General features: G+C 61.8%; 19 protein-coding genes. 15 read left to right on the forward strand and 4 right to left on the reverse strand.

What is annotated here, in order from left to right; genetic code table 11:
* Positions 1-104 precede the first annotated feature (104 nt).
* The 8 genes from B5E67_RS08760 (at position 105) to B5E67_RS08795 (ending at position 8,891) form a co-directional block, all read left to right on the forward strand.
* Complete coding sequence (locus B5E67_RS08760) at positions 105-1,175, forward strand: prephenate dehydratase domain-containing protein (RefSeq protein ID WP_087366887.1); 1,071 nt, start codon at positions 105-107, stop codon at positions 1,173-1,175.
* Positions 1,172-2,218, forward strand: coding sequence for a 3-dehydroquinate synthase family protein (locus tag B5E67_RS08765; protein ID WP_087245995.1), 1,047 nt, complete (start codon positions 1,172-1,174; stop codon positions 2,216-2,218). Before B5E67_RS08760 ends, B5E67_RS08765 begins: the two co-directional genes overlap by 4 nt.
* Positions 2,219-2,221: 3 nt before the next feature.
* Positions 2,222-3,367 carry a chorismate synthase gene (gene aroC, locus B5E67_RS08770; protein WP_087384754.1) on the forward strand — a complete coding sequence of 382 codons (1,146 nt, stop codon included), beginning with the start codon at positions 2,222-2,224 and terminating at the stop codon, positions 3,365-3,367.
* 1 nt (position 3,368) lies between these two features.
* Positions 3,369-4,628: a shikimate kinase gene (locus B5E67_RS08775; protein ID WP_087384756.1), complete on the forward strand. Its 1,260-nt coding sequence runs from the start codon at positions 3,369-3,371 to the stop codon at positions 4,626-4,628.
* Between the two features lie 124 nt (positions 4,629-4,752).
* Positions 4,753-5,769, forward strand: a complete 1,017-nt coding sequence (gene aroF, locus B5E67_RS08780) for a 3-deoxy-7-phosphoheptulonate synthase (protein WP_087245989.1) — start codon at positions 4,753-4,755, stop codon at positions 5,767-5,769.
* Positions 5,770-5,772: 3 nt separating this feature from the next.
* A complete protein-coding gene (aroA, locus tag B5E67_RS08785; RefSeq protein ID WP_087384757.1) occupies positions 5,773-7,041 on the forward strand; it encodes a 3-phosphoshikimate 1-carboxyvinyltransferase in 1,269 nt (422 codons plus the stop codon).
* Complete coding sequence (locus tag B5E67_RS08790; RefSeq protein WP_087384758.1) at positions 7,034-7,897, forward strand: prephenate dehydrogenase; 864 nt, start codon at positions 7,034-7,036, stop codon at positions 7,895-7,897. The genes aroA and B5E67_RS08790 overlap by 8 nt, the downstream gene beginning before the upstream one ends.
* A 22-nt stretch (positions 7,898-7,919) precedes the next feature.
* Positions 7,920-8,891: a transcriptional regulator gene (locus tag B5E67_RS08795; RefSeq protein WP_087366870.1), complete on the forward strand. Its 972-nt coding sequence runs from the start codon at positions 7,920-7,922 to the stop codon at positions 8,889-8,891.
* Positions 8,892-9,291: 400 nt separating this feature from the next.
* Here B5E67_RS08795 and B5E67_RS08800 read toward each other — a convergent pair whose 3' ends face one another.
* Both B5E67_RS08800 and B5E67_RS08805 read right to left on the reverse strand, forming a co-directional pair.
* Positions 9,292-10,533 carry a DUF6273 domain-containing protein gene (locus tag B5E67_RS08800; protein WP_087384760.1) on the reverse strand — a complete coding sequence of 414 codons (1,242 nt, stop codon included), beginning with the start codon at positions 10,531-10,533 and terminating at the stop codon, positions 9,292-9,294.
* A gap of 17 nt (positions 10,534-10,550) precedes the next feature.
* Positions 10,551-11,786 (reverse strand): hypothetical protein, encoded by a 1,236-nt coding sequence (locus B5E67_RS08805; RefSeq protein ID WP_087384762.1) that lies wholly within the window; start codon positions 11,784-11,786, stop codon positions 10,551-10,553.
* Positions 11,787-12,410: 624 nt separating this feature from the next.
* Here B5E67_RS08805 and B5E67_RS08810 point away from each other — a divergent pair.
* From B5E67_RS08810 to B5E67_RS08830, 5 genes are all read left to right on the forward strand, one after another.
* The gene (locus B5E67_RS08810; RefSeq protein WP_242956896.1) at positions 12,411-13,457 is read left to right on the forward strand and encodes a 3D domain-containing protein; all 1,047 of its coding nucleotides are present in this window, start codon (positions 12,411-12,413) and stop codon (positions 13,455-13,457) included.
* 358 nt (positions 13,458-13,815) lie between these two features.
* Positions 13,816-16,035 carry a 1,4-alpha-glucan branching protein GlgB gene (gene glgB / locus B5E67_RS08815; RefSeq protein WP_087384781.1) on the forward strand — a complete coding sequence of 740 codons (2,220 nt, stop codon included), beginning with the start codon at positions 13,816-13,818 and terminating at the stop codon, positions 16,033-16,035.
* Between the two features lie 106 nt (positions 16,036-16,141).
* A complete protein-coding gene (locus tag B5E67_RS08820) occupies positions 16,142-17,335 on the forward strand; it encodes a glucose-1-phosphate adenylyltransferase (RefSeq protein ID WP_087245976.1) in 1,194 nt (397 codons plus the stop codon).
* Complete coding sequence (gene glgD, locus B5E67_RS08825) at positions 17,329-18,456, forward strand: glucose-1-phosphate adenylyltransferase subunit GlgD (protein WP_087384765.1); 1,128 nt, start codon at positions 17,329-17,331, stop codon at positions 18,454-18,456. The genes B5E67_RS08820 and glgD overlap by 7 nt, the downstream gene beginning before the upstream one ends.
* A 36-nt stretch (positions 18,457-18,492) precedes the next feature.
* On the forward strand, positions 18,493-19,911 hold the full coding sequence (locus B5E67_RS08830) for a glycogen synthase (RefSeq protein ID WP_087384767.1): 1,419 nt from the start codon (positions 18,493-18,495) through the stop codon (positions 19,909-19,911).
* Between the two features lie 174 nt (positions 19,912-20,085).
* Here the strand turns inward: B5E67_RS08830 and B5E67_RS08835 are convergent, their stop codons facing one another.
* Complete coding sequence (locus B5E67_RS08835; RefSeq protein ID WP_087366844.1) at positions 20,086-20,703, reverse strand: C39 family peptidase; 618 nt, start codon at positions 20,701-20,703, stop codon at positions 20,086-20,088.
* 161 nt (positions 20,704-20,864) lie between these two features.
* On the opposite strand from B5E67_RS08835, the gene udk reads away from it, so the two are divergent.
* On the forward strand, positions 20,865-21,494 hold the full coding sequence (udk, locus tag B5E67_RS08840) for a uridine kinase (protein ID WP_087384768.1): 630 nt from the start codon (positions 20,865-20,867) through the stop codon (positions 21,492-21,494).
* Between the two features lie 358 nt (positions 21,495-21,852).
* Here udk and B5E67_RS15610 read toward each other — a convergent pair whose 3' ends face one another.
* Positions 21,853-21,993, reverse strand: a complete 141-nt coding sequence (locus B5E67_RS15610) for a hypothetical protein (protein WP_158098864.1) — start codon at positions 21,991-21,993, stop codon at positions 21,853-21,855.
* Positions 21,994-22,160: 167 nt separating this feature from the next.
* Here B5E67_RS15610 and B5E67_RS08845 point away from each other — a divergent pair, with 167 nt between their 5' ends.
* The gene (locus B5E67_RS08845; RefSeq protein ID WP_087384770.1) at positions 22,161-22,817 is read left to right on the forward strand and encodes a hypothetical protein; all 657 of its coding nucleotides are present in this window, start codon (positions 22,161-22,163) and stop codon (positions 22,815-22,817) included.
* Positions 22,818-23,028 lie beyond the last annotated feature (211 nt).

Here is a 23,028-nt window from a genome sequence, read left to right on the forward strand (position 1 = left end):
GATTCTCCCGCGATTGTGCACCGGTCCCGTTTATGGTATACTGATGGTGACAAGAAATCAGATGACATTTGAAAAAATTTTGATTTGAAAGGGAGTGATCCGCGATGGATCAGCTGGAACAGGCCCGGCGGGAAATCGACGAAGTGGACGCACAGCTGGCGGCGCTGTTTGAGCGGCGGATGCGGGCGGTGGTGCAGGTGGCCCAATATAAAAAGGAACACGGCCTGCCCATCCATGACCCCGCCCGGGAGGAACAGGTGCTGGAGCGGTCGGCCCAGCGGATTGAGGACCCGGCCCTGCGGCCTTATTATCTGGATCATGTCCGGAACCGGATGGCGGTGGCCCGCCAGTATGAGGCGCTGCTGCTGGGGCAGAACCGGGTGGCCTATCAGGGGGTGGAGGGGGCTTTCGCCCACATCGCCCTGAAAAACCTGTTTCCCCACGCCGAAGCGGTGAGCTGCCCCACCTGGGACGAGGTGTTCAGCCGGGTTTCGGAGGGAGACGCCGCCTATGGCGTGGTGCCCTTTGAGAACAGTCACGCCGGGGACGTGTCGGCGGTGCTGGATTTGTGCTACAACCACCCGGAACTGTGGGTGGTGCAGGTGTATGACCTGCCGGTGCGGCAGAACCTGCTGGTGCTGCCGGGGGTGACTCTGCCCGAGATCCGGCACGTCTACAGCCATCAGCAGGCCATCTCCCAGAGCGAGACCTTCCTGAAACAGATGCGGCTCCCCTGCACCGCCATGGCCAACACCGCCATGGCTGCGAAATACGTGGCCGAGAGCGGCGACCGGACCCTGGCGGCCATCGCCAGCCGGGAGACCGCCGACCTCTACGGCCTGGAGGTGCTGGTGCCCGACATCAACACCGACGGAGACAACACCACCCGCTTTATTGTCATCAGCCGGGAAAAACCCACCCGGGGCAACCGGTTTTCCCTGCTGTTCACGGTGGACAACAAGCCCGGCAAGCTGGCGGCGGTGATCCAGAAGATCGGCGCTTCGGGCTTCAATATGGAGTCCATCAAGAGCCGGCCCATGCCCCGCATGCCCTTTGAATATTATTTTTACGCCGAGCTGGTGGGCGATCCCGCCGGGGCCGAGAGTGAAGCCCTGCTGCGGGACCTCGACAGCACCTGCCGGACGGTACGCATGTTAGGAGTGTATACAAAATGAGTGAAGCGTTTCTCGGCACCAAACTGACCATGAACCTGGGCTCCCGCAGCTATGAGATCATTCTGCGCCGGGGCGCCCTGCAGAACCTCTATCAGTTCGCCAACCTCAACCGCCGGGTGGCGGTGGTCACCGACAGCGGCGTGCCGGAGATCTATGCCCGGCAGGTGGCCGACCAGTGCCGCGAGTCGGTCATCATCACGGTGCCCCAGGGCGAGGCCAGCAAGAGCATGAAAACCCTGGAATCGGTCCTGAACCAGATGCTGGCCTTTGGGATGGGCCGCGGGGACCTGGTGATCGCCGTGGGCGGCGGCGTGGTGGGCGACCTGGCCGGCTTTGCGGCGGCCATCTATATGCGGGGCATCGACTTTATCAACTGCCCCACCACCACCCTGTCCATGATTGATTCCTCCATCGGCGGCAAGACCGCCGTGGACCTGGGGGACACCAAGAACATTGTGGGCGCCTTCTGGCAGCCCAAGCTGGTGATTGTGGACGCCGACACCCTGTCCACCCTGCCCCGCCGCCACTATATCAACGGCCTGGCCGAGGCCGTGAAGGCCGGCCTGCTGGCCGACCCCGAGCTGTTCGGCATCTTTGAAAACGGCGACATCGACGCCGATATCGATACCATCATCTACCGCAGCCTGAAATTCAAGAAGGGCATCGTGGAGCAGGACGAGACCGAGCGGGGCGCCCGCCGGGCCCTGAATTTCGGCCATACCATCGGCCACGGCATCGAGGCGGTGAAGGGCATCAAGGGCCGCCGGACCACCGGCCTGTACCACGGGGAATGCGTGGCTCTGGGCATGCTGCCCATGATCGAGAGCAACGCCCTGCGCAAGCGGACCCGGGCGGTGTACCGGCGTCTGGGCCTGCCCACCCGCGCCGGCTTTGACAAGGAAAAAGTCTACGCCGAAATGCTCCACGACAAGAAGGCCCAGGGCGGCCAGATCACCGTCATCAAGGTGCCGGGTCTGGGCTGCTGGCGGGCCGAGAGCATCCCGGTGGAGGGCCTGCGCGCCCTGCTGGGTCTGGAGGAATAAGGGATGAAAAACACCTTTGGCTCCAGCCTGAGCCTGACCATTTTCGGGGAGAGCCACGGCGCCGCCGTGGGGGCGGTGCTGGACGGCATGGCCGCCGGGGTTCCGGTGGACGAGGCCGCCCTGGCTGCCCTGATGGACAAGCGCCGGGCCCGGGGGGATGGCCTGTCCACCGCCCGGGTGGAGGCGGACGCCGTCCGCATCCTGTCCGGCGTGGTGCAGGGCCACACCACCGGCACCCCCATCACCCTGATGATTGAGAACCAGAACACCCGCAGCGGCGACTATGCCGCCACTGCGGCCCTGCTCCGGCCCGGCCACGCGGATTATACCGCCTACGCCCGGTATCGGGGCTTTCAGGACGCCCGGGGCGGCGGCCACTTCTCGGGCCGGATCACCGCCGGTCTGGTGGCGGGGGGCGGAATCATACTGGGGGCCCTGGAACGGGCCGGGGTCCGGATTGTGACCCACATCGCCCAGTGCGCCGGCATCAGCGACACCCCCTTTGACCGGGACCACCCGGAGGTTCTGGCCGCGCAGGCAGACGCCCTGGCCGGGCGGGGCGCAGGCTTTGCCCTGCTGGACCCGGCGGCGGAAGCTCCCATGCAGGCGGCCATCCGGGCCGCCGGCGCCGAGGGGGACAGCGTGGGCGGCATTCTGGAAACCGCCATTCTGGGCCTGCCCGCCGGGGTGGGCGAACCCTTTTTTGACAGCGTGGAGAGCCAGCTGGCCCATCTGGCCTTTTCGGTGCCCGCCGTCAAGGGGATTGAATTTGGGGAGGGCTTCGGCTTTGCGGCCCTGCGGGGCAGCCAGGCCAACGACCCCCTGCGGATGGAATCGGGCCGTGTGGTCACCGAGACCAACCGCAACGCCGGGGTCAACGGCGGCCTGACCAACGGAATGCCGGTGGTGTTCCGCACCGTGGTCAAGCCCACCCCCAGCATCTATAAAGAACAGCACACTGTGGATTATACCGCAGGGGAAAACGCCCTGCTGTCCATCAAGGGCCGCCACGACCCCTGCATTGTGCCCCGGGCGGCGGTGGTGCAGACCTGTGCCGCCGCAGTGGCCATCGGGGACCTGATGACCGCCCGCTATGGGGAAACCTGGATGGTGCGGCCGGAGGATTTCCGGGCTGAGGAGGGCTGCTGAGATGGAATACGGTCTGATCGGCTCCAAGCTGGGCCACTCCTACTCCAAGATCATCCATGAGCGGCTGTGCGGCTACAAATATGAGCTGCATCCCCTGCCCACCGAGGCCGAGGCCCGGGCCTTTCTGGAAGCCCGGCCGTTCCGGGCCATCAACGTCACCATCCCCTATAAGCGGCTGGTGATGGAATACTGCGACCAGATCGACCCCCGTGCCGCCGCCATTGGGGCGGTGAATACGGTGGTCAACCGGGACGGCAAACTGTACGGCTACAACACCGACTATATGGGCTTTGCCTGGCTGTGCAGCAGCCGCGGGGTGGAGTTTCAGGGCCGGACGGTGCTGATTCTGGGCACCGGCGGCACCCACAACACCGCCGCCGCCGTGGCCAGGGACCAGGGCGCGGCCCGGGTCCTGACGGTGAGCCGCCATCCCGACCCGGCCAAAGGGGAGCTGTCCTATGAGGAAGCGGTCCGGTCGGGGGCACAAATTGTCATCAACACCACCCCGGCGGGGATGTACCCCGACGTGGGAGTCTGCCCGCTGGACGTAGCCGCCATGACCGGCCTGGAAGCGGTGGTGGACGTGGTGTATAACCCGGTCCGCACCGAGCTGCTGCTCCGGGCGGAGGAGGCCGGGGTCCCGGTGACCGCCTGCGGCCTGGAAATGCTGGTGGCCCAGGCGGTGTACGCCGCGGAATATTTCCTGGACACCCCCTTTGCCGACCGCGCCGGGGAAATCCGCCGGGGTTCGGCGGACCTGCGGGCGGAAATTCTGAATATTTCCCTGGTGGGTATGCCCTCCTGCGGCAAGACCACCCTGGGCCGGGCTCTGGCCCGGAAGCTGGGCCGCACCTTTGTGGACCTGGACGAGGAAATCGTCCGGGCGGCGGGGTGCAGCATCCCGGAGATCTTTGAGGCTCAGGGCGAAGAGGGATTCCGGGCCCTGGAAGCTGAGCAGGCCGCCCGCTTTGGCAAAGAGAGCCGCCTGCTGATTTCCTGCGGCGGCGGAGCCGTCAAGCGGGCGGAAAACGTCCGGGCCCTGCGCCAGAACGGCGTGATTCTGTTCATCGACCGGCCGCTGGAGGCGTTGACGGTGGGGGGCGGACGGCCCCTGTCCTCCAGCCCCGAGGCCCTGCGGACCATGGAAGCCCAGCGCCGGCCCCTCTATGAGGCGGCAGCGGACGCCGTTGTCCGGAATGACGGCACGGTGGAGCAGACGGTGAGCCGGGCTCTGGCCGCTCTGGACAACCTGTTTGGATAAATCCTTCCTCTGCGGCGCTGGACCGGGCAGACGGATTCAGTGGGAAAGTAGACAAGGCTGAGAGGGAAGCGCCCCAGCCGCCGCCGGGAAGCGATGAATATGACAAAGAAAGGAACGATTCCCCATGATTATTTCCACCAAAAAAGGCACTCCCCAGGAAGAACTGGACAAGATTGTCGACAAGTTCGAGAAACAGGGCCTGTCGGTGACCCTCATCACCGGTACCGATTACAACGTCTTTGGCCTGGTGGGCGATACCACCAAGCTGGACGAGCGGGATATTCTGGCCAACCCCTGGGTGGACAACGTCACCCGCGTGTCGGCCCCCTATAAGCGGGCCAATCGCCTGTTCCACCCCGCCGACTCGGTCATCGACTGCGGCGGCATCAAGATTGGCGGCCATGAGAAGATCGCCGTCATGGCCGGTCCCTGCAGCATTGAGAGCGAGGAGCAGGCCAAGCGGATCGCCGCCGGCGTCAAGGCAGGCGGCGCCACCCTGTTCCGCGGCGGCGCCTATAAGCCCCGCACCTCTCCCTATGCCTTCCAGGGCCTGGAGACCGAGGGCATCCTGGACATGGTGAAGGCCCGGGAGGCCACCGGCCTGCCCATCGTCTCCGAGCTGATGAGCGAGGACCGGATCCCCGAGTTTGAGGAATACGTGGACGTGGTTCAGATCGGCGCCCGGAATATGCAGAATTTCCAGCTGCTGAAGGCAGTGGGCAAGATGCACAAGCCGGTTCTGCTCAAGCGGGGCCTGTGCAACACCATCGAGGAGTGGATCATGAGCGCCGAGTACATCATGGCCGGCGGCAATGAGAACGTCATCCTCTGCGAGCGCGGCATCCGAACCTTTGAGAAGTACACCCGCAACACCCTGGACCTGTCGGCTGTGCCCATCATCCACGAAAAGACCCATCTGCCCGTGGTGGTGGACCCCAGCCACGCCACCGGCAAGGCCAACCTGGTGGAACCCATGATGATCGCGGCGGTGGCCGCCGGCGCCGACGGCCTGGAGGTGGAGGTCCACTATGATCCCCGCCACGCCTGGAGCGACGGCGCCCAGTGCCTGACTCCCGATGCCTTTGCCCAGGCCATGGCCAAGTGCCGCCAGGTTGCCTGGGCCATCGGCCGGGATATGTAAGGGGTGCGGGCCCAGATCAGGCCGGGGCCGGCTCCGGCCGGGGTCCTGGCTGCCCCGCCCAGCAAGAGCATGGCCCACCGGGCGGTGCTCTGTGCGGCTCTGGCGGAAGGAACATCCCGCCTGTCCAACCTGGCCCACAGCCAGGACATTGACGCCACCCTGGCCGCCGCGGCCGCCTTTGGGGCGGCGGTGGAGCCGGGGGACCATCAGGCCCGCATCACCGGAGTGGGTTTTCCCCGCCCGGCGGCCGGGCCGGTGGACTGCTGCGAGAGCGGCAGCACCCTCCGTTTCTTGATTCCGATGGCGGCCCTCACCGGGGCGCCGGTGACCTTCACCGGCCGGGGCCGTCTGATGCAGCGCCCCCAGAGCGTCTATCAGGAACTGTTTGCCCGGCAGGGCCTCCGCTTTGAACCGGCGGGGGATGCCCTGACGGTGGCAGGCCCCCTGCAGGCCGGCCGGTTTGAGCTGGCGGGGGATGTGTCCAGCCAGTTTGTCAGCGGGCTGCTGTTTGCTCTGCCCCTGCTGGCGGGGGACAGCACCCTCTGCCTGCGCCCGCCGGTGGAAAGCCGCAGCTACATCCAGATGACCCGGGCGGCCCAGGCCGCCTTTGGGGTGGAAAGCCGCTGGCTGGACCAAAACACCCTGCTGGTGCCGGGAAACCAGCGCTATACCGCCCGGGATGCCGCCATTGAGGGCGACTGGAGCCAGGCGGCCTTTCCGGCGGTGCTGGGGGCTCTGGCCGGGGACGTGACCGTCACCGGCCTGGACCCCGACACCCTCCAGGGGGACGCCGTCATACGGGAGATTCTCCGGGACTGCGGCGCAGAGATTCATCCGGCAGCGGACGGGGTCCGCTTTGTCAAAAGTCCCCTGCATGGGGTGGAGATCGACCTGGCCGACTGCCCCGACCTGGGGCCCATCCTGATGGTTCTGGGCCTGTTCTGCAGCGGGAAAACCGTCATCCGCAATGCCGGCCGCCTCCGGCTCAAGGAGAGCGACCGGATTGCGGCCATGGAACAGGAATTGCGGAAGTTCGGCGGCAAGATCGAGAGCGAGGGGGGCACCATCACGATTTGGGAGAGTGCCCTCCGCGCCCCGCAGGAACCTCTGGACGGCCACAACGACCACCGGGTGGTCATGAGCCTGACGGTGCTGGCTGCGGCGGCGGGACTGCCCGCCGTCATCGAGGGGGCCGATGCGGTCCGCAAGAGCTGGCCCGATTTCTTTGCCGCCGTGCGGCAGCTGGGTGTGGAGGTGGAATACCATGCTTGACCGATCCAAACGCTATCTTGTGGTGGGTCTGGGCCTGCTGGGGGGCAAATATGCCCTGGAGCTGACCCGGGCCGGCTTTGTGGTGGACGGCATCAACCGCAGCGAAAAGCATTTGCAGTATGCCCTGGACAAGGGCTACATCCGCAGCGGCAAGACCCGGGACTTTGAGGACCTGGTGTCGGGGGCCGACCACATCATTTTCGGCCTGTACCCCACCACTCTGCTGGAGTGGTTCGAGACCTACGGGCATCTCATCAAGCCCGGCTGCATCTTCACCGATGTGTCGGGCGTCAAGACCGGGCTGGTGGACCGAATTCAGGATATGTGCCCGCAGGGAGTGGAATTCATTGCCAGCCATCCCATGGCGGGCCGGGAGACCTCCAGCGTGGAGCACGCCGCCGAGGTGAACTTTGCCCCGGCCAACTTCATCATCACCCCCACCGCCCGGAACACCCCCAAAGCCATTGTCTGGGCCACCGAGCTGGCCCAGGTTCTGGGGTTTGAGCACATTTCCACTCTGACGGTGGAGGAGCACGACCGGATGATTGGCTATGTCAGCCAGCTGTGCCACGCCATTGCGGTGAGCCTGATGTGCGCCAACGACAACACCGCCCTGTGCGAGTATACGGGCGATTCCTTCCGGGATCTGACCCGCATCGCCAAAATCAACGAGACCATGTGGTCGGAGCTGTTTTTGTGGAACAAGGACAACCTGATTGCAGAGATCGACCAGTTTGACGCGGCGCTGGCCCAGATGCGGGCCGCGCTGGCGGCCGGGGACCGGGAAGGGTTGGAGGAAATGTTCCGGCTGTCCACCCGGCGGCGGGCCATGTTCGACAAAAAGACACCCGGCTGAACCTGGAAAGGAGGGTCCGCCCGTGGCCAGACAGGAAAAGCAGAAGCACAAGCTGCTTGCCCTCGCGCGCATTTTTGAGACAGAAACCGACGAAAACCACCGTCTGACGGTGCCGCAGCTGGCCCAGATGCTGGAGGCCCAGGGGATACCCTGTGAGCGCAAGAGCATCTACACCGACATCGACGCCCTGCGGGAGATCGGCTATGACATTGTCCTGCAGCGGGGCCGGGGCGGCGGATACTGGCTGGCCCACCGGGCCTTTGAGCTGGCCGAGCTCAAGCTGCTGGTGGACGCAGTCCAGAGCTGCCGGTTCATTCCCCAGGAAAAGACCGGCGCCCTCATCAGCAAGCTGGAACAGCTGGCCTCTCATCATGAGGCGGCCCAGCTGCAGCGTCAGGTGTATGTGGCGGGGCGGCCCCGCAGCCAGAATCCACAGGTCCTCTACACCATCGACGCCCTTCACGAGGCCATCAACACCGGGCGGCAGGTGTCCTTTCACTATGCCAACGGCAAGGACCATACCGTCAGTCCCTGGCAGATGGCCTGGGACGGCGGCAGCTATTATCTGATCGCCTACCAGGACTACAGCCAGCCGGCGGGAATCCGGCATTACCGGGTGGATCGGATGAGCCATGTGAAGGTTCTGCAGGATCAGCCCTGCTGCGGCAAAGCCCTCTACGATCAGTTCAGTCTGCCGGTGTATTTGAAAAAGCACTTTAATATGTATGGGGGCCCGGAATACCGGGTGACCATCCGGTGCACGCCGGATCTCCGGGAGACCATGATCGACCGTTTTGGCCGGGACGTCATCTACATCGACGAGGCGGACGGATTTTTCCATTTCACCACCCCGGTCTGCGTCAGCGGGCCTTTCCTGGGCTGGGTCTGCGGTTTTGAGGGCAAGGTCACCATTGTGGCACCCGCCGAAGTCCAGGCCCGCCTGGCCGCCCTGGGCCGCACCCTCTCCTCCACCTACTTTTTCGAGAAAAAGTAGGCAAAAAGCTTTTCACCTGGTACCGCTGACTGCTGTGGTCCTCACAAGGCCCTGCCGGCGGTAGGGTTTCAGCCGCTTTATGAGGTTCCCGGGCTGCGCCCCGGTACGATGCAAACCCCGACATGGCCTATTTATCCCGAGGTTCAACGGCGTTCTGCACCGGTATGTCCCCAAAGTAAATCCCCGCTCCTTTTTATGGGAGCGGGGATTTGATATTTTATGAAGCTTTGCTGTGGGTCAGAAAATCAGGCTATGAGGCAGTTTGCATCGTACCGGGGCACAGCCCCAAACGCCGGGAGCGAGCCGAAGCGTAACGGCCCCGCGGAAGTGCCGGAGACCTGGAAACTTCATGGTACCCAGTAAAGCTTTTTGCCAAGCTTTTTCTCGAAAAAGCGGGAGGTTATTGGAAGGCGCCGGTGATGCTGTTGATGAAACCGCCGGTACCGGACGTGCCGCGGGCCACCTGAATGCGGAAATTGAAGGCGGGGCTTTTCTCCATAACCTTGTTTTCAAACAGGATGTTGTGGCCTTCCCGGACAGCGGCGGTGGCGTCCTGCCAGACCGGCTCGGGGTCCAGGGCATTGTTGGTGACCTCTACCGTATAGTCGGCGTCGGCCGGAATGGTTCCGCCCACCGTGAGGGCGGCCACCGAAATGGGAGAGGATGCCACCATGGGCTGGACCATGGTCAGACTGGCCGAAGTGACCGCCCGGGTAAACAGCAGGGACAGGGAACTGGAAGCCATCCCGTCGCTGGCGGTGACTTTCAGGGTGTGAGAGCCGTTGGCCAGCGGCAGAAAGGCTTTGCTGTCGTTGACGGCGCCGAAATGCTGCGGCGCGCCGGAGGCCGCCGTCAGGGTGCGGGTGGTCTGGGTGTCCAGCTGTTCGGTCAGGGTGACGTCGGCGCCCTCGGGGTCGCTGGCGGTGTATTCCAGCACAAAGGGCGCATTCCGGATGCCCAGACTGGCGCCGTTGGTCCCGCTGGGACTGGTGATGGTGGGGGCGGCGTTGGGCTGGATGTTGCCGCTGTCATCCACCAGCAGCGAGGAGGGGAGGATAAGGATCGGCCGGATGCCGTAGCTGCTGGATGCTTCCCGGTGGGCACAGTCGCCGGAGGAGCTGGAAACAACCCAGACGCTTTCGCTGCCCTCGGCGTAAAGCGAACGGGTCCAGTACCAGGTGGGGGTGCCGTCCAGGCTGGCGACGCGGCGGCTGTCGGCGGTGCTGAACCCTTCAAAGTATTTCAGACACTTGCCGTCGGCGGCCATGCCGGTTTTGTCCTCGGAGGTCCAGCCCAGCTCATAGCCCGAGAGCAGAAAAATACGGGTTTCCAGGCCTTCGGCGGCGGTGTGAAGAGAGCTGCCCTCCAGATAGGGGATTTTCACCGTCTTGACCTGGCCCTGGACGGTGCTGTCCAAAAGAGGCAGAAAATTCTCGTTCAGCCAGGTATGGATGCCGGTAACGCTGCCCCACGACCGCTTGGAGTGCAGGTCTTTCATCATCAGCCAGGTGCCGTCGCAGCTGGCGTCGTAGAGGGCGGCATCGGGATTGCCCTGGTGCACAATGATGAATTCCTGGGCGGTGCCGTCTACCTTTAAAGAAATGGTGCTGCCCACAGAGAGGGCAGACAGAATGGATGCCATAGCAGAAACTCCTCCTTTCAGAATTCAATGCGGGCTTCATCGGCGTTCCAGATGCCGGTGGCCGTCAGGTTGTCCAGGGTGCTCAGATCCGCCGTAAAGGCGTGCTCGGTCACGACGGTGTCGTATTTCAGCTCCAGCGCTTCCACGCGCTGGCTCAGGCTCTCCACGCTCTGTTTCAGGGCGTCCAGGACGGTGGTTTGGGCGGCGCCCAGCGTAGAGCAGGCCGCGGCCCGGTCCTCGCCGGTCCAGGCGGCTCCCTCCCAGAGGGTGGACAGGGCCAGCTTGACCGCCAGGGGCACCAGACTGGGGGTCAGGGGCGACCAGCCGTTCTCCATGGCGGCCAGCTGCTGGCTGGTGGCGGGGCTCAGGCGGAGTTCGCCCTGGGCGGTGAGGGTCAGGCCATAGCCGGACCCCAGTTTGATGGGACCAGCCTCCTGGGCGGTGGGCTTGTCGGTGCGGCGGACAAAGCCGGTCAGGTCGGATTCGGGAATGGTCTCGGTGGTGACGTCGCCGGTCTCGCTGTCAATGGCCTGGATGCGCAGCAGGCACCCGGCAGCAGGGGCGGCGGGCAGGGGCAGGGCTCCCACGTCGCCGGCGTCCAGCTGGACCCGTCCGCCCTTGCCGTTGACGCTGATAACAGAACCCTCCCCGGGGGCGACGGCTTCCGCCCGCTGGGCGGCTGCCTCGGCCCGGTCGGCGCTGGCACTGGCCGCCTGGGCCTGGGCGGCGGCCGCCTCAACCTGTTCGCCTGCGGCGGACACGGAGGCCTCGGCCTGCCCGGCGGCATCGCCGGCTTTCTGGGCGCTCTGGGCCGCGGCCTGGGAGAAGTTTTGGGCCTCCACGGCGCTGGCCATGACCTGGGCCACGAACTGTTCGTACAGGGAGGAAGAAGGCGGCTCGGCGTCGCCGTCGGTGGGGAGGGTTTCCCAGGTGTCGTAGCTGCCGGGCTGGGTGTAGGCGGTGTAGCCTGCGCCGTCGGTGGCGGTGAGCATCCACCGGCCCGATCGGGCCGCCGTCAGACGCCGGTCCACCTTCACCTGGCCGGAGCCGTCCAGCAGCAGGGGCGCCGGCAGGGCGCCGTCGGCCTGTTCGATGTGGAGGGAAACGCTCTTGCCGGCCCATTCCTCCGGCAGGGCGAAGGCCAGGGTATCCACCCCTTCGGCGTTCTGGCTGCCCAGATGGAGCCGCGCGGGGCGGGGGATGAAATCGGTACAGCCCGAGAGCTGCCGGACTGTGATCTCAATGTGCATCATGTTGGGTGTGATCCTTCCTTTCCCGGGGTGCGGCGGGCGCGCCCCGCTTGGTGGGTGTTGAGGGGGAGAAGAACCGGCCGGTTCGAAATCGCCGCCCGCTGGTTTCGGAGGAGGAAAACCGGGCGGAATACAGCCGGCCTGCCCCTATTGTAACGGCCCGCCGCCCGGAGGGACAGCGTGTCCTTTTGGCAGGCAAAAGCTGCGCGAAAAAGTGGATTTTTTTGCCGCTGGCAGGGTCTCCCATGGGAAAAATTGCATCCAAATGGAAAAATAAATGTTAAATTTCTGTTACAGTATTGCGGGGACTTTTCGATCGAAAATCGGAGGATGGAGACGGAAAAACCAAAGTTGTGAGAAAAAGATTGTATAAATTGCACGAAAAAGAACGTCAAAAAACTAACGATTTGCCGATGACCGATTTGACAAATCGCGGCTCGTCTGCTAAGATAGGACAGCTACCTTGATGTGTCCAACGCACGATGCAGCGAATAAAACAGACAAAGAGAGATGTTAAGCGCCGTCCTTTTGGCGGCGGCGCCCGGCGGCGTTCCGGGACATTAAACCGGCCAACAGCGGGCGGAGGAAGCAGCCCGCAAACAAAGCCAAACTGTAAAAAGAGAGGAGTTGTTTCGTATCACTTCCGAATGTAAGCGTGAAAAGAGACCGACGGCCCGTCACCGTATGTTTGCCCTGGGCATCCTGAGCCTCGGCCTTGCACTGACGCTGATCCTGACCACGGTCAGCATCCGCGTAACCTATGTAACCGATTCCAATGGGGCCAGCCAGCTGCTTCTGACCAGCGAGAGCGACCCCACCCGTCTGATGAGCCTCTCCGGCATCGAAGCCGCCGAGGGCGACCGCGTCTACTATACCGCTTTCGGCGACAGCCTGGCGACCCTGAATATTGAGCGTGCCTTCACCGTCACCGTGGAGGCCGATGGACAGGAGATCCCTGTCAAAATGGTCTACGGTACTGTGGCCGAAGCCCTGGAAAAGGCCGGCATCACCCTGGGACCCGATGACTACACCGTCCCCGAGCAGGATTCCCTGGTGGGCATTGGCAGCCGCATTGAGGTCCACCGTGTCCGCTATGAGGAGACAGTGGAGTACCAGACCATCCCCTACGAGACCGAGTACGTCTACACCAGCCTGTACTTCCGTGACACCGACCGCGTCACCACCATCCAGGCCGGCTCCAACGGCCAGTGCGCCATCACCACCCGCCATCGCTGGGTGGACGGCGAGCTGGAGAACAGCATCGTCACCGATGTGACCACCACTGTGGAGCCCCAGGACGCCCTGCTCAAGACCTATGGCGCAGGTGCGCCCGTCTCTCCCGTCACCGGTCCTGACGGCACCACCAACCCGCCCTCCAGCTACAGCAAAGTGCTGACCGGCAAGGCCACCGGCTATTATTCCCGCACCGGCAATGGTGCTTCGGGCCTGGGCCTGGGCTACGGCACCGTGGCCGTGGACCCCGATGTGATCCCCTACGGCACCCTGCTGTATATCACTTCCACCGACGGCCGGTTTGTCTACGGCTATGCGGTGGCCACCGACACCGGCATCGCCCTGCAGGACGGCCACGTCCTGGTGGACCTGTTCTATGAGACGTACGCTGAGTCGGTCATCAACGGCGCCATCAATGTCAACGTCTACGTCGTTGGCTGAAGCTTCTGAATAAATATTCCATAAAACCCTGTTCCTTTTTTGTGAAAAGAGGAACGGGGTTTTTCGCGTTTGGGGAAAAGCTATGTCAGGTTTGCATAGAAAAAAAGTCAAAATTTGTGCTATCTGTCTATTTCCGGTTTTTTCAGCGAAAAGATTATGGCTGATTTTATGAAAAAGGCCTTGAAAAATCCCCTTGAATTATTTAATATAGTAATGTAGAGACAACCGGGGCCCTGAACTGCGCCGCAGCAGGGCCTGTGGAGTTTTACAGAAAATGCGGGCTGGCGTCAGTCTGCGCCAGGGAGGAGCTGCACATATTATGAAACAGACCGATGAATTGAAACAGACCACTGAACAGATGATCCAGGCAGCGGAGAAACCGGCGGCAGAAAAGCCGGCCGAGGAGACAGCGCGCAACCCGGAGGACGATCTGCCGGTCTATCTGTATAAGCAAGGCAACAACTACGAGGCCCAGCGCTTCTTTGGCTCGCACCTGACCGAACAGGGCGGCGAAAAGGGCGTTCTTTTCCGCGTGTGGGCGCCCCACGCCACCGCTGTGAGCGTGGTGGGCGACTTCAACAGCTGGAAGCCGGGCAGCCATCCCATGAAAAAGACCGACGGCGCCTCCATCTGGGAGCTGTTTATCCCCGGGATGAAGGAATTCGACATCTATAAATATTGCGTCACCACCCGGGCCGGGGACCTGGTCTTTAAGGCCGATCCCTACGCCCTCCACGCCGAGACCCGGCCCTCCAACGGCAGCAAGGTCTACGACCTGTCCGGCTTCGGCTGGACCGACAACGAGTGGATGGACGCCCAGAAGGCCAAAGACAGCATCAATGGCCCCATGAACATCTACGAGATGCACGCCGGCAGCTGGAAGATGAAGCAGGATGGGGAGAACTACATCCCCTACAACTACTCCGAGCTGGCCGACCTGCTGATCCCCTACCTGACCGACATGGGCTACACCCATGTGGAGCTGCTGCCCATCATGGAGTACCCCTTCGACGGCAGCTGGGGCTATCAGGTGAGCGGTTATTTCGCACCCACCAGCCGCTACGGCACCCCCAAGGACCTGATGGCCTTTGTGGACAAGATGCACAGAGCCGGCATCGGCGTCATCATGGACTGGGTGCCCGCCCACTTCCCCAAAGACCAGTTCGGTCTGTACATGTTTGACGGCGAGCCCTGCTATGAGGACCCCAACCCCCGCCGCGGCGAGCACAAAGAGTGGGGCACCATGGTCTTCAACTTCGGCATGAAGGAAGTCCAGAGCTTCCTGATTTCCAGCGCCCTGTACTGGCTGGAGCAGTATCATATCGACGGCCTGCGGGTGGACGCGGTGGCGTCCATGCTGTACCTGGACTACAACCGCCGGGACGGCGAGTGGGAGCAGAACGTCAACGGCGGCAAGGAAAACCTGGAAGCCATTGAGTTCCTGCGCAAGCTCAACACCGCCATCCTGACCCGTCATCCCGAAAAATACATGATCGCAGAGGAGTCCACGGCCTGGCCCAACGTCACCAAGCCCGCCGCGGACGGCGGCCTCGGCTTCAACTTCAAGTGGAACATGGGCTGGATGAACGACATGCTCAGCTACATGAAGACCGATCCCCTGTTCCGCTCCTACAACCACAACAAGGTGACCTTCAGCTTCTTCTACGCATTCAGCGAGAACTTTGTGCTGCCCATCAGCCACGACGAGGTGGTCCACGGCAAGTGCAGCCTCATCAACAAGATGCCGGGCGAGTACGACGACAAGTTCGCCAACCTGCGCACCTTCTACGGCTACATGATGGCCCACCCCGGCAAAAAGCTGCTGTTCATGGGCCAGGAGTTCGGCCAGTTCAACGAGTGGTATGAGGCACGGCCTCTGGACTGGATGCTGCTGGACTACGACAAGCACAAGGAGCTGCAGAATTACGTCAAGACCCTCAACCAGTTCTACAAGAACACCCCCGCCTTCTGGCAGGTGGACTACAGCTGGGAGGGCTTCCAGTGGATTGTCCCGGACGACTATCAGCAGAGCATCGTGGCTTTCCTGCGCAAGGACGCCGCGGGCAAGCAGATCCTGATCGTCTGCAACTTCACCCCCATCCTGCGTGAGGGCTACATCATGGGCGCGCCGGTGTCCGGCAGCTACAAGGAGATCCTCAACAGCGACGATGCGGCGTTCGGCGGCTCGGGCCAGCACCACAACAAGAATATCCGCTCCAAGAAGGTTCCGATGCACGGATTTGACCAGAGCATCACCCTCACCCTGCCTCCTCTGAGTACCCTCTACTTCGAGGTGCCCGCCAAGAAGGAGACCAAGCCCAAGACCACCCGCACCACCAAGGCCGCGGCGGAAAAGGGCGAGGAAAAGACCACCGCCAAAAAGACCACTACCCGCAAGACGGCCGCCGCCGGTGAGAAAAAGACCACCACCCGGCGCACCACCAAGTCCAAGGTAGAGAAGGGCGCGCCCGCCAAGGAAACCAAGGCGGAAAAGGCTGAAAAAGAGGCCAAGGCTGAGAAGAAGCCCGCCGCCAAGCGCACCCGCAAGCCGAAGGCGGAGAAGGCTGCCGAAGAATAAGGCGGCCAGCCCGGCCGCCAGGCTCCGGGCCTGAGAGGCTGGTTCTGAATTGTTGATTTTCGCCCCTGACCGACAGGGGCGCAAAGCAAAAGGGGAGAATAAAGTTATGGCAAAAGAAATCGTGGCAATGATCCTTGCCGGCGGACGTGGCTCGCGTTTGTACGCGCTGACACAGAAAACGGCAAAACCTGCGGTGTCCTTCGGCGGCAAGTACCGCATCGTGGACTTCCCGCTGTCCAACTGCGTCAATTCCCGCATCGATACCGTCGGTATCGCAACTCAGTATCAGCCCCAGAAGCTGAATGAGTACATCGGCAACGGCCAGCCCTGGGACCTGGACCGCCTGTACGGCGGCGTCCACACCCTGCCTCCGTACGAGCAGGCCAAGGGCACCGACTGGTACAAGGGCACCGCCAACGCCATCTACCAGAACATCAGCTTCATCGAGACCTATGATCCCAAGTACGTCATCATCCTGTCCGGCGACCAGATCTGCAAGCAGGATTATGCCGACTTCCTGCGCTTCCACAAGGAAAAGGGCGCCGACTTCTCGGTGGCCGTCATGGAAGTGGACTGGAAGGAAGCTTCCCGCTTCGGCCTGATGGTGGCGGACGAGGACGACCGCATCACCGAGTTCCAGGAGAAGCCCCCCGTACCCAAGTCCAACCTGGCTTCCATGGGCATTTACATCTTCAACTGGGATATCCTGAAGAAGTACCTGGAGGAGGACGAAGCTGACCCCAACTCCAAGAACGACTTCGGCATGAACATCATCCCCGCCCTGCTGCGCGACGGCCGCAAGATGTACGCCTACCACTTCAAGGGTTACTGGCGTGACGTCGGCACCATCGACAGCCTGTGGGAAGCCAACATGGAGGTCCTGGACCCCGAGAACTCCGGCATCGACGTGTTCGATGAGGAGTGGAAGATCTACAGCCGCAACCCCGTCCTGCCCGCCCAGAAGATCGGTCCCCGCGCCGTGGTGCAGGATTCCCTCATCACCGAGGGCTGCCGCATCTATGGCAACGTCACCCACTCTGTGCTGTCGGCTGGCGTCATCGTCGAGGACGGCGCTACCGTTGAGGATGCAGTCCTGATGGACGGCGTCGTGGTCAAGGCTGGCGCTGTGGTCAAGCGCTGCATCCTGGCAGAGGATGTCGTGGTGGGCGCAGGCGCCAAGATTGGCGGCGACGGCCCCATCGCACACGTGGGCACCGGCCTCACCGTCGGCGCCGGCGCAGTCGTCAAAGAGGGCGCCAAAGTATTTGATTCGGTCAAGGAGGGCGAGGAAGTATGCTGAGCCAGAACAACAATGCGTTGGGCATTATTTTCCCCAACAGCTATGATAACACCGTACCCGAGCTGGTGACGGAGCGCACCATGGCGTCCATCCCCTTCGCGGGACGGTACCGCATGGTGGACTTCATGCTCTCCAGTATGTCCAACTGCGGCATCACCAATGTTTCCATCGTGGTGCGCAAGAACTACCACTCCCTGATGGACCATCTGGGCACCGGCCGCGAGTGGGATATGGCTCGCCGTCACGGCGGCCTGAACATCGTGCCTCCCTTCGCTGAGAAGGGCGTCCGGATTTATTCCGGCCGCGTCGAGGCTCTGGCCTCCATCCTGGGCTTCCTGGAGCACCAGAAGGAGCGCTATGTGGTCATGTGCGACGCCAACATCGCCGTGAACTTTGACTTCAACGCCCTGCTGGCTGCTCACCAGGCCAGCGGCGCCGACGTCACCGTCGCCTACCAGAAGACCGAGATCCCCGAGGGCCGCAAGGATGACAACTACACCCTGACCATCGACGGCGACGGCCGCGTCACCGAGCTGCTGCTGAACGATTACCGCCCCGGCATCCAGAACCTGGACCTGAACATCTACGTCCTGGAGCGTGAGACCCTGATCCGCCTGGTGAAGGACGCCACCTCCCGCGGCCTGATCTACTTCGAGCGGGACATCCTGGCCCACAACGTCAACATCCTGAACGTCCAGGCCATGGAGTACACCGGCTATGTCGCCCACATCTGCGACATGAAGAGCTACTTCGACGAGAACATGAAGCTGCTGGATGAGAAGAATCTGGACGCTCTGTTCCCCAAGAACAGCCCCGTTTACACCAAGATCCGCGACGACAACCCCACCCGGTATGTCTCCGGCTCCAAGGTGAGCAACTCCCTGCTGGCCGACGGCTGCACCATCGAGGGCACCGTGGAGAACTGTGTTCTGTTCCGCGGCGTCAAGATCAAGAAGGGTGCTGTGGTCCGCAACTGCGTCCTGATGCAGGACACCGTGGTCGAGAAGGACGTCGAGATGGAGTACGTCGTCACCGACAAGAACGTCAAGATCACCGCCGGCAAGAAGCTGTCGGGCACCGCCAGCTTCCCGGTCTACGTCCAGAAGAACCACATGGTCTGAGCGGCCGCCACCCAAAATGAAGGAGGGAACACCCCTATGAGAATTCTGTATGCTTCGTCGGAGGCTACGCCCTTCGCCAAGTCCGGCGGTCTGGCTGACGTGGCGGGCGCCCTGCCCAAAGCCCTCGTCCGGGACGGCGTGGACGCCCGGGTCATCATGCCCCTGTACGGCGACCTCGGCTTCCGCGATCACCTGGAGTACGTCACCAACTATTCTGTTCCTGTGGGCTGGCGCAGCCAGTACTGCGGCCTGTTCAAGGCAGAGTGGGACGGCGTGACCTACTACTTCCTGGACAACGAATATTATTTCAAGCGCCGCGGCCTGTACGGCTTCTACGATGACGGCGAGCGGTTTGCATTCTTCTCCCGCGCGGTGCTGGAGACCCTGTTCTATCTGGACTTCACCCCCGACATCATCAACTGCAACGACTGGCAGACGGCTCTGGTGCCCGTGTACCTGAACCTGTACTACCGTCACCTGGATAAGTTCAACCGGATCAAGACCATCTTCACCATCCACAACATCGCCTATCAGGGCAAGTATGGTCTGGACATCCTGGAGGACACCTGCGGCATTGGCCGTCGGGATCAGCACATTGTGGAGTACGATGGCTGCGCCAACTTCATGAAGGGCGCCTTCGAGACCGCCGACAAGATCACCACCGTCAGCCCCTCCTACGCACAGGAGATTCTGGACCCCTGGTTCAGCTATGGCCTGGACGCTCTGCTGCGGGAGAAGCAGTATAAGCTGTGCGGCATCCTGAACGGCATCGATCAGGACGCCAACAACCCCGCCACCGATCCCTCCATCCCCTACAACTACAGCACCGCCAACTTCCGCGAGGGCAAGGCGGCCTGTAAGGCAGCCCTGCAGGATCAGTTCGGCCTGCACAAGGACGGCAGCCCCGTCTTTGCCATGGTCAGCCGCCTGGTGGGCATGAAGGGCTTCGACCTGGTCCAGAGCATCGCCGATGGCCTGGTGGATCTGGGCATCGAGCTGGTCATCCTGGGCACCGGCGAGAGCCAGTATGAGGGCTTCTTCTCGGATCTGGCCGCCCGCCGTCCCGGCCGTGTAGGCGTGTACATCGGCTTCAACAGCGCCCTGGCACAGCAGATCTACGCTGGCGCAGACTGCTTCATCATGCCGTCCAAGAGCGAGCCCTGCGGCCTGGCCCAGATGGTGTCCTGCCGCTATGGCACCCCGCCCATCGTCCGCGAGACCGGCGGTCTGCGTGACTCCATCCATGACTCCAGCAAGGGCAGCGGCAACGGCTTCACCTTTGCCGGCTACAGCGCTCATGAGCTGTACGACGCATGCTGCCGCGCCAACGCCGCCTACTACGACAAGGAGAACTGGGAGCACCTGGTGGAGTACGCCATGAACTGCGACTTCAGCTGGAGCGTCTCGGCCAAGAGCTACGAGGGCCTCTACAACGAGACCGCCAACCTCTGGTAATGTCTTTTTGGGCAGACAGAAGGCGGGCCCCTGCATCCTCTCGGAGATCCCTTTTCAGGGAGAGACAGCATGCAGCCGCTGAGAACCCGGCAGGGGAACGCATCTGACCGCGCACCAACATAAAAAGCCCGCCGTTCCGAAAGGAGCGGCGGGTTTTTGCGTGTTCAGAGGGGGTTATTTGCGGCGAATGGCCACGGCGTACATCCCCTGGGCCTGGTGGCAGGCCTCCACCAGGGCTTTGGGCTGGGGACAGACCCCGTGGTTGTGCCAGGGGTCGTTGAACCAGTAGTTTTCCTCGTCGTAGCCCACCAGCAGCAGGCAGTGTTCGTTCAGCTTCCAGTCAAAGACTTCGCCGTTGGGCAGACGCCACCGGTCCACGCCGGGCACCGGCTGAAAGTCCAGAGTGGCCCAGAACACCACCGGCAGCCCGGCGTCGATGTACCGGGCGCAGAGCTCGGCGGCGGTGCGGCCGGTCTCGTCCACCACTTCCAGGCTGTCCGACGCGCCGGCAGCGTCCAGCGCGCTCTGAAGGGCCTGGCAGATGCAGGGGGCGTAGCAGCCGTAGCCGGTGTGGTCGTGGGGGTCACCGGGATAGACGTAGTGGGGGTCGGGACCCCAGAGTTCCCCGTCCTGCTCCCAGAAAGGGGCGTGGGGCAGGTCCCGCTGGATGAAGGTGTCGGGGTCTACCGAGACCCCCACAGCCCCCAGGGCCATCACGGCGCTGATGCTCTCGCAGCCGTTGACCCAGCGCTGGGTCTGGTCGATGTAGGGGGCACAGACAATCTTTTTCATGCAAATTCCTCCTGAGGCGTGGGATAGACTGTCAAAACGGAACGTTTTGTGGTATGATTACAAGTAGAATATACAGCGGCTTTACCTTTGGGTAACAAAAGCGCTGGGACCAGTATACTACAAAGCGGTCTGCTGCGCCAGACCACGCAGGGAGGTACATGATGAACAGTCTGATTATCGGCATTGCGGGTGGTTCGGGCAGCGGCAAAACGACCCTGGCCCTTCGCCTGAAAGCACGGTTTGGGGAGGAAGAAGTACGGCTGATCCCTCACGACAGCTACTACAAGCGCCATGACGAGCTGCCCTATGAAAAGCGGTGCCTGCTGAACTACGACCACCCCGACGCCTTCGACAACGACCTTCTGGTTCATCACCTGAAGGAGCTGAAGGCAGGCCGGGCCATCGACTGCCCGGTCTACGACTATTCGATTCACAACCGGTCGGACGAGGTGCGGCACATCGAACCGGCGCCGGTCCTAATTGTGGAGGGGATTCTGCCCTTCACTGAGCCGGCCTTGCTGGAGCTGTTTGACTACAAGATTTTTGTGGACACCGACGCCGACGAGCGGATTCTCCGCCGCATCCTGCGGGATGTAAAGGAGCGGGGCCGCTCTCTGGACAGCGTCATCACCCAGTACCTCACCACCGTCAAGCCCATGCACGAGGCCTTTGTAGAGCCCAGCAAGCGCACCGCCGACATCATCGTCCCCAACGGCGGCGAGAACGGCCCCGCCCTCGAAATGCTGGTCCACCACATCCGCAGCCTCATCCAGCAGTCCTGCACCCTCTGACCTACTTTTCTGGAAGAAAAGTAGGCAAAGGCAACGGCGGCGACCGCGTCCAGTGGATGAAACAGGGAGCCGCCGTTGGCGCAGCGCTCCGATTTTCACAAGGGCATTCATGCCCGCAGAGAAAATTGGCTAAGCGCAAGAGGTTTCACTGGGTACCATGCACTCTCCGGGTCTCCGGCAGTTCCGCGGGGCCGTTACGCTCTGGCTCGCTCCCGGCGTTTGGGGCTGCGCCCCAGTGCGATGCAAACTCCGACATAGCCTATTTATTTCAAGTTTCAGCGGCGTTCTGCGCCGGTATGTCCCCAAAATTGATCAAAGACAAAATCCTCGCTCCGTTTGGGGCGGGGATTTTTTGTTTTTAAAGTTCGGTTTTAGCTATTTTTCTGCCGTTCGGGATCATATTGCTCTTTGCGAATTTGCTGCCGCAAATTTTTGAATCAGAGGGCAGAACCGGGGAAATCTCCTCCGCCTCTCCCACCTCAAAACGGCTTGTATCCAAGATAGACCTTCCCAAACTATATAAAATTAAGCAAAAATGGAAAATCTTGAAATCGGGTCTTGACACCGGGGGGGGTATGGTATTATAGGCACACAAAGGAAAGGACCTTCCTTTGAAACCTGTTTTGGGTCTCTATCTTTTACACCATTAAGGAGGAAAAATTCATTATGAAACTCAAGAAAATTGCTTCTCTGATGCTTGCTGGTGTGATGGCTGTCAGCATGCTGGCCGCTTGCGGTGATACTGATAAGAAGGATCCCGCTTCCAGTGGCGAGCAGAATACTGCTACTAGCTCTTTTGCTAGCACTGTTCTGGAGAAGACCAATGCAACCACTCAGGCACTGCTGAAAGCTGGCAACAATTCTAAGCTGGCCGATGGCATTGAGTATGCCGCAAAGACTGTAGAGTTTACCGAGGGTAATCGTAGTAATGCTCTGAATAAGATCGTTGTGCTGGACAGCAATAGCGCCGTTGCAAATGCTGTTTCCAAGTATGTGGTGGGTAACAGTGTGAACTATACTACTGGTAATTGGAATCAGTTTACCGGTGTCAGCAATTTGGCTAAGAATAAGAATAGTGGCACTTACTATCAGCTGTACTACACTGCTGGTACTGCTTCTGACGAGTGGATTGCCAATAGCATCGCTGATGTGATCGATGAAAAGGTTGGGGATCTGCCTGAAAGCACTGATAGTGTCAAGTATGAGTACACTTTGGATGTTGCAAAGGCAACTGTTGTTGCTGGCAATAGTGCAGATCGTGCAGACGATTGCATCATTATTGGTGTAGCTGTCAGCGTTAAGACCACTAAAGTTGAGTACTAATTCACATTACTTATAACACCCCCGGCAGCACCATAGCCTAGGGTGATGTAAGGGGCCTTTGAACAAGAGACCGTTTGAAGGCTCGGGTAATAAACCCATCCGATGTGGCGACAAAGGGGAATAATTAACCACTATTCCTTCTGTTGTTGATCGCACCAAAACAAAAGAACTTTTGCGTCACGAAAGATAGGGTCCCTCTGCGAGGGCCGGC

The sequence above is a fragment of the Faecalibacterium sp. An122 genome (assembly GCF_002160895.1).
In the GTDB taxonomy this organism is placed as follows: Bacteria; Bacillota; Clostridia; order Oscillospirales; family Ruminococcaceae; genus Faecalibacterium.

Coding starts and splice junctions, on each gene's coding strand:
- B5E67_RS08820 (WP_087245976.1), top strand. CDS start 16,142: ATGGCAAAAGAAATCGTGGCAATGATCCTTGCCGGCGGACGTGGCTCG.
- glgD (WP_087384765.1), top strand. CDS start 17,329: ATGCTGAGCCAGAACAACAATGCGTTGGGCATTATTTTCCCCAACAGC.
- B5E67_RS08830 (WP_087384767.1), top strand. CDS start 18,493: ATGAGAATTCTGTATGCTTCGTCGGAGGCTACGCCCTTCGCCAAGTCC.
- B5E67_RS08845 (WP_087384770.1), top strand. CDS start 22,161: ATGAAACTCAAGAAAATTGCTTCTCTGATGCTTGCTGGTGTGATGGCT.
- B5E67_RS08835 (WP_087366844.1), bottom strand. CDS start 20,703: ATGAAAAAGATTGTCTGTGCCCCCTACATCGACCAGACCCAGCGCTGG.
- B5E67_RS08765 (WP_087245995.1), top strand. CDS start 1,172: ATGAGTGAAGCGTTTCTCGGCACCAAACTGACCATGAACCTGGGCTCC.
- aroF (WP_087245989.1), top strand. CDS start 4,753: ATGATTATTTCCACCAAAAAAGGCACTCCCCAGGAAGAACTGGACAAG.
- B5E67_RS08805 (WP_087384762.1), bottom strand. CDS start 11,786: ATGATGCACATTGAGATCACAGTCCGGCAGCTCTCGGGCTGTACCGAT.
- glgB (WP_087384781.1), top strand. CDS start 13,816: ATGATCCAGGCAGCGGAGAAACCGGCGGCAGAAAAGCCGGCCGAGGAG.
- B5E67_RS08760 (WP_087366887.1), top strand. CDS start 105: ATGGATCAGCTGGAACAGGCCCGGCGGGAAATCGACGAAGTGGACGCA.
- B5E67_RS08800 (WP_087384760.1), bottom strand. CDS start 10,533: ATGGCATCCATTCTGTCTGCCCTCTCTGTGGGCAGCACCATTTCTTTA.
- B5E67_RS08790 (WP_087384758.1), top strand. CDS start 7,034: ATGCTTGACCGATCCAAACGCTATCTTGTGGTGGGTCTGGGCCTGCTG.
- B5E67_RS08775 (WP_087384756.1), top strand. CDS start 3,369: ATGGAATACGGTCTGATCGGCTCCAAGCTGGGCCACTCCTACTCCAAG.
- aroC (WP_087384754.1), top strand. CDS start 2,222: ATGAAAAACACCTTTGGCTCCAGCCTGAGCCTGACCATTTTCGGGGAG.
- udk (WP_087384768.1), top strand. CDS start 20,865: ATGAACAGTCTGATTATCGGCATTGCGGGTGGTTCGGGCAGCGGCAAA.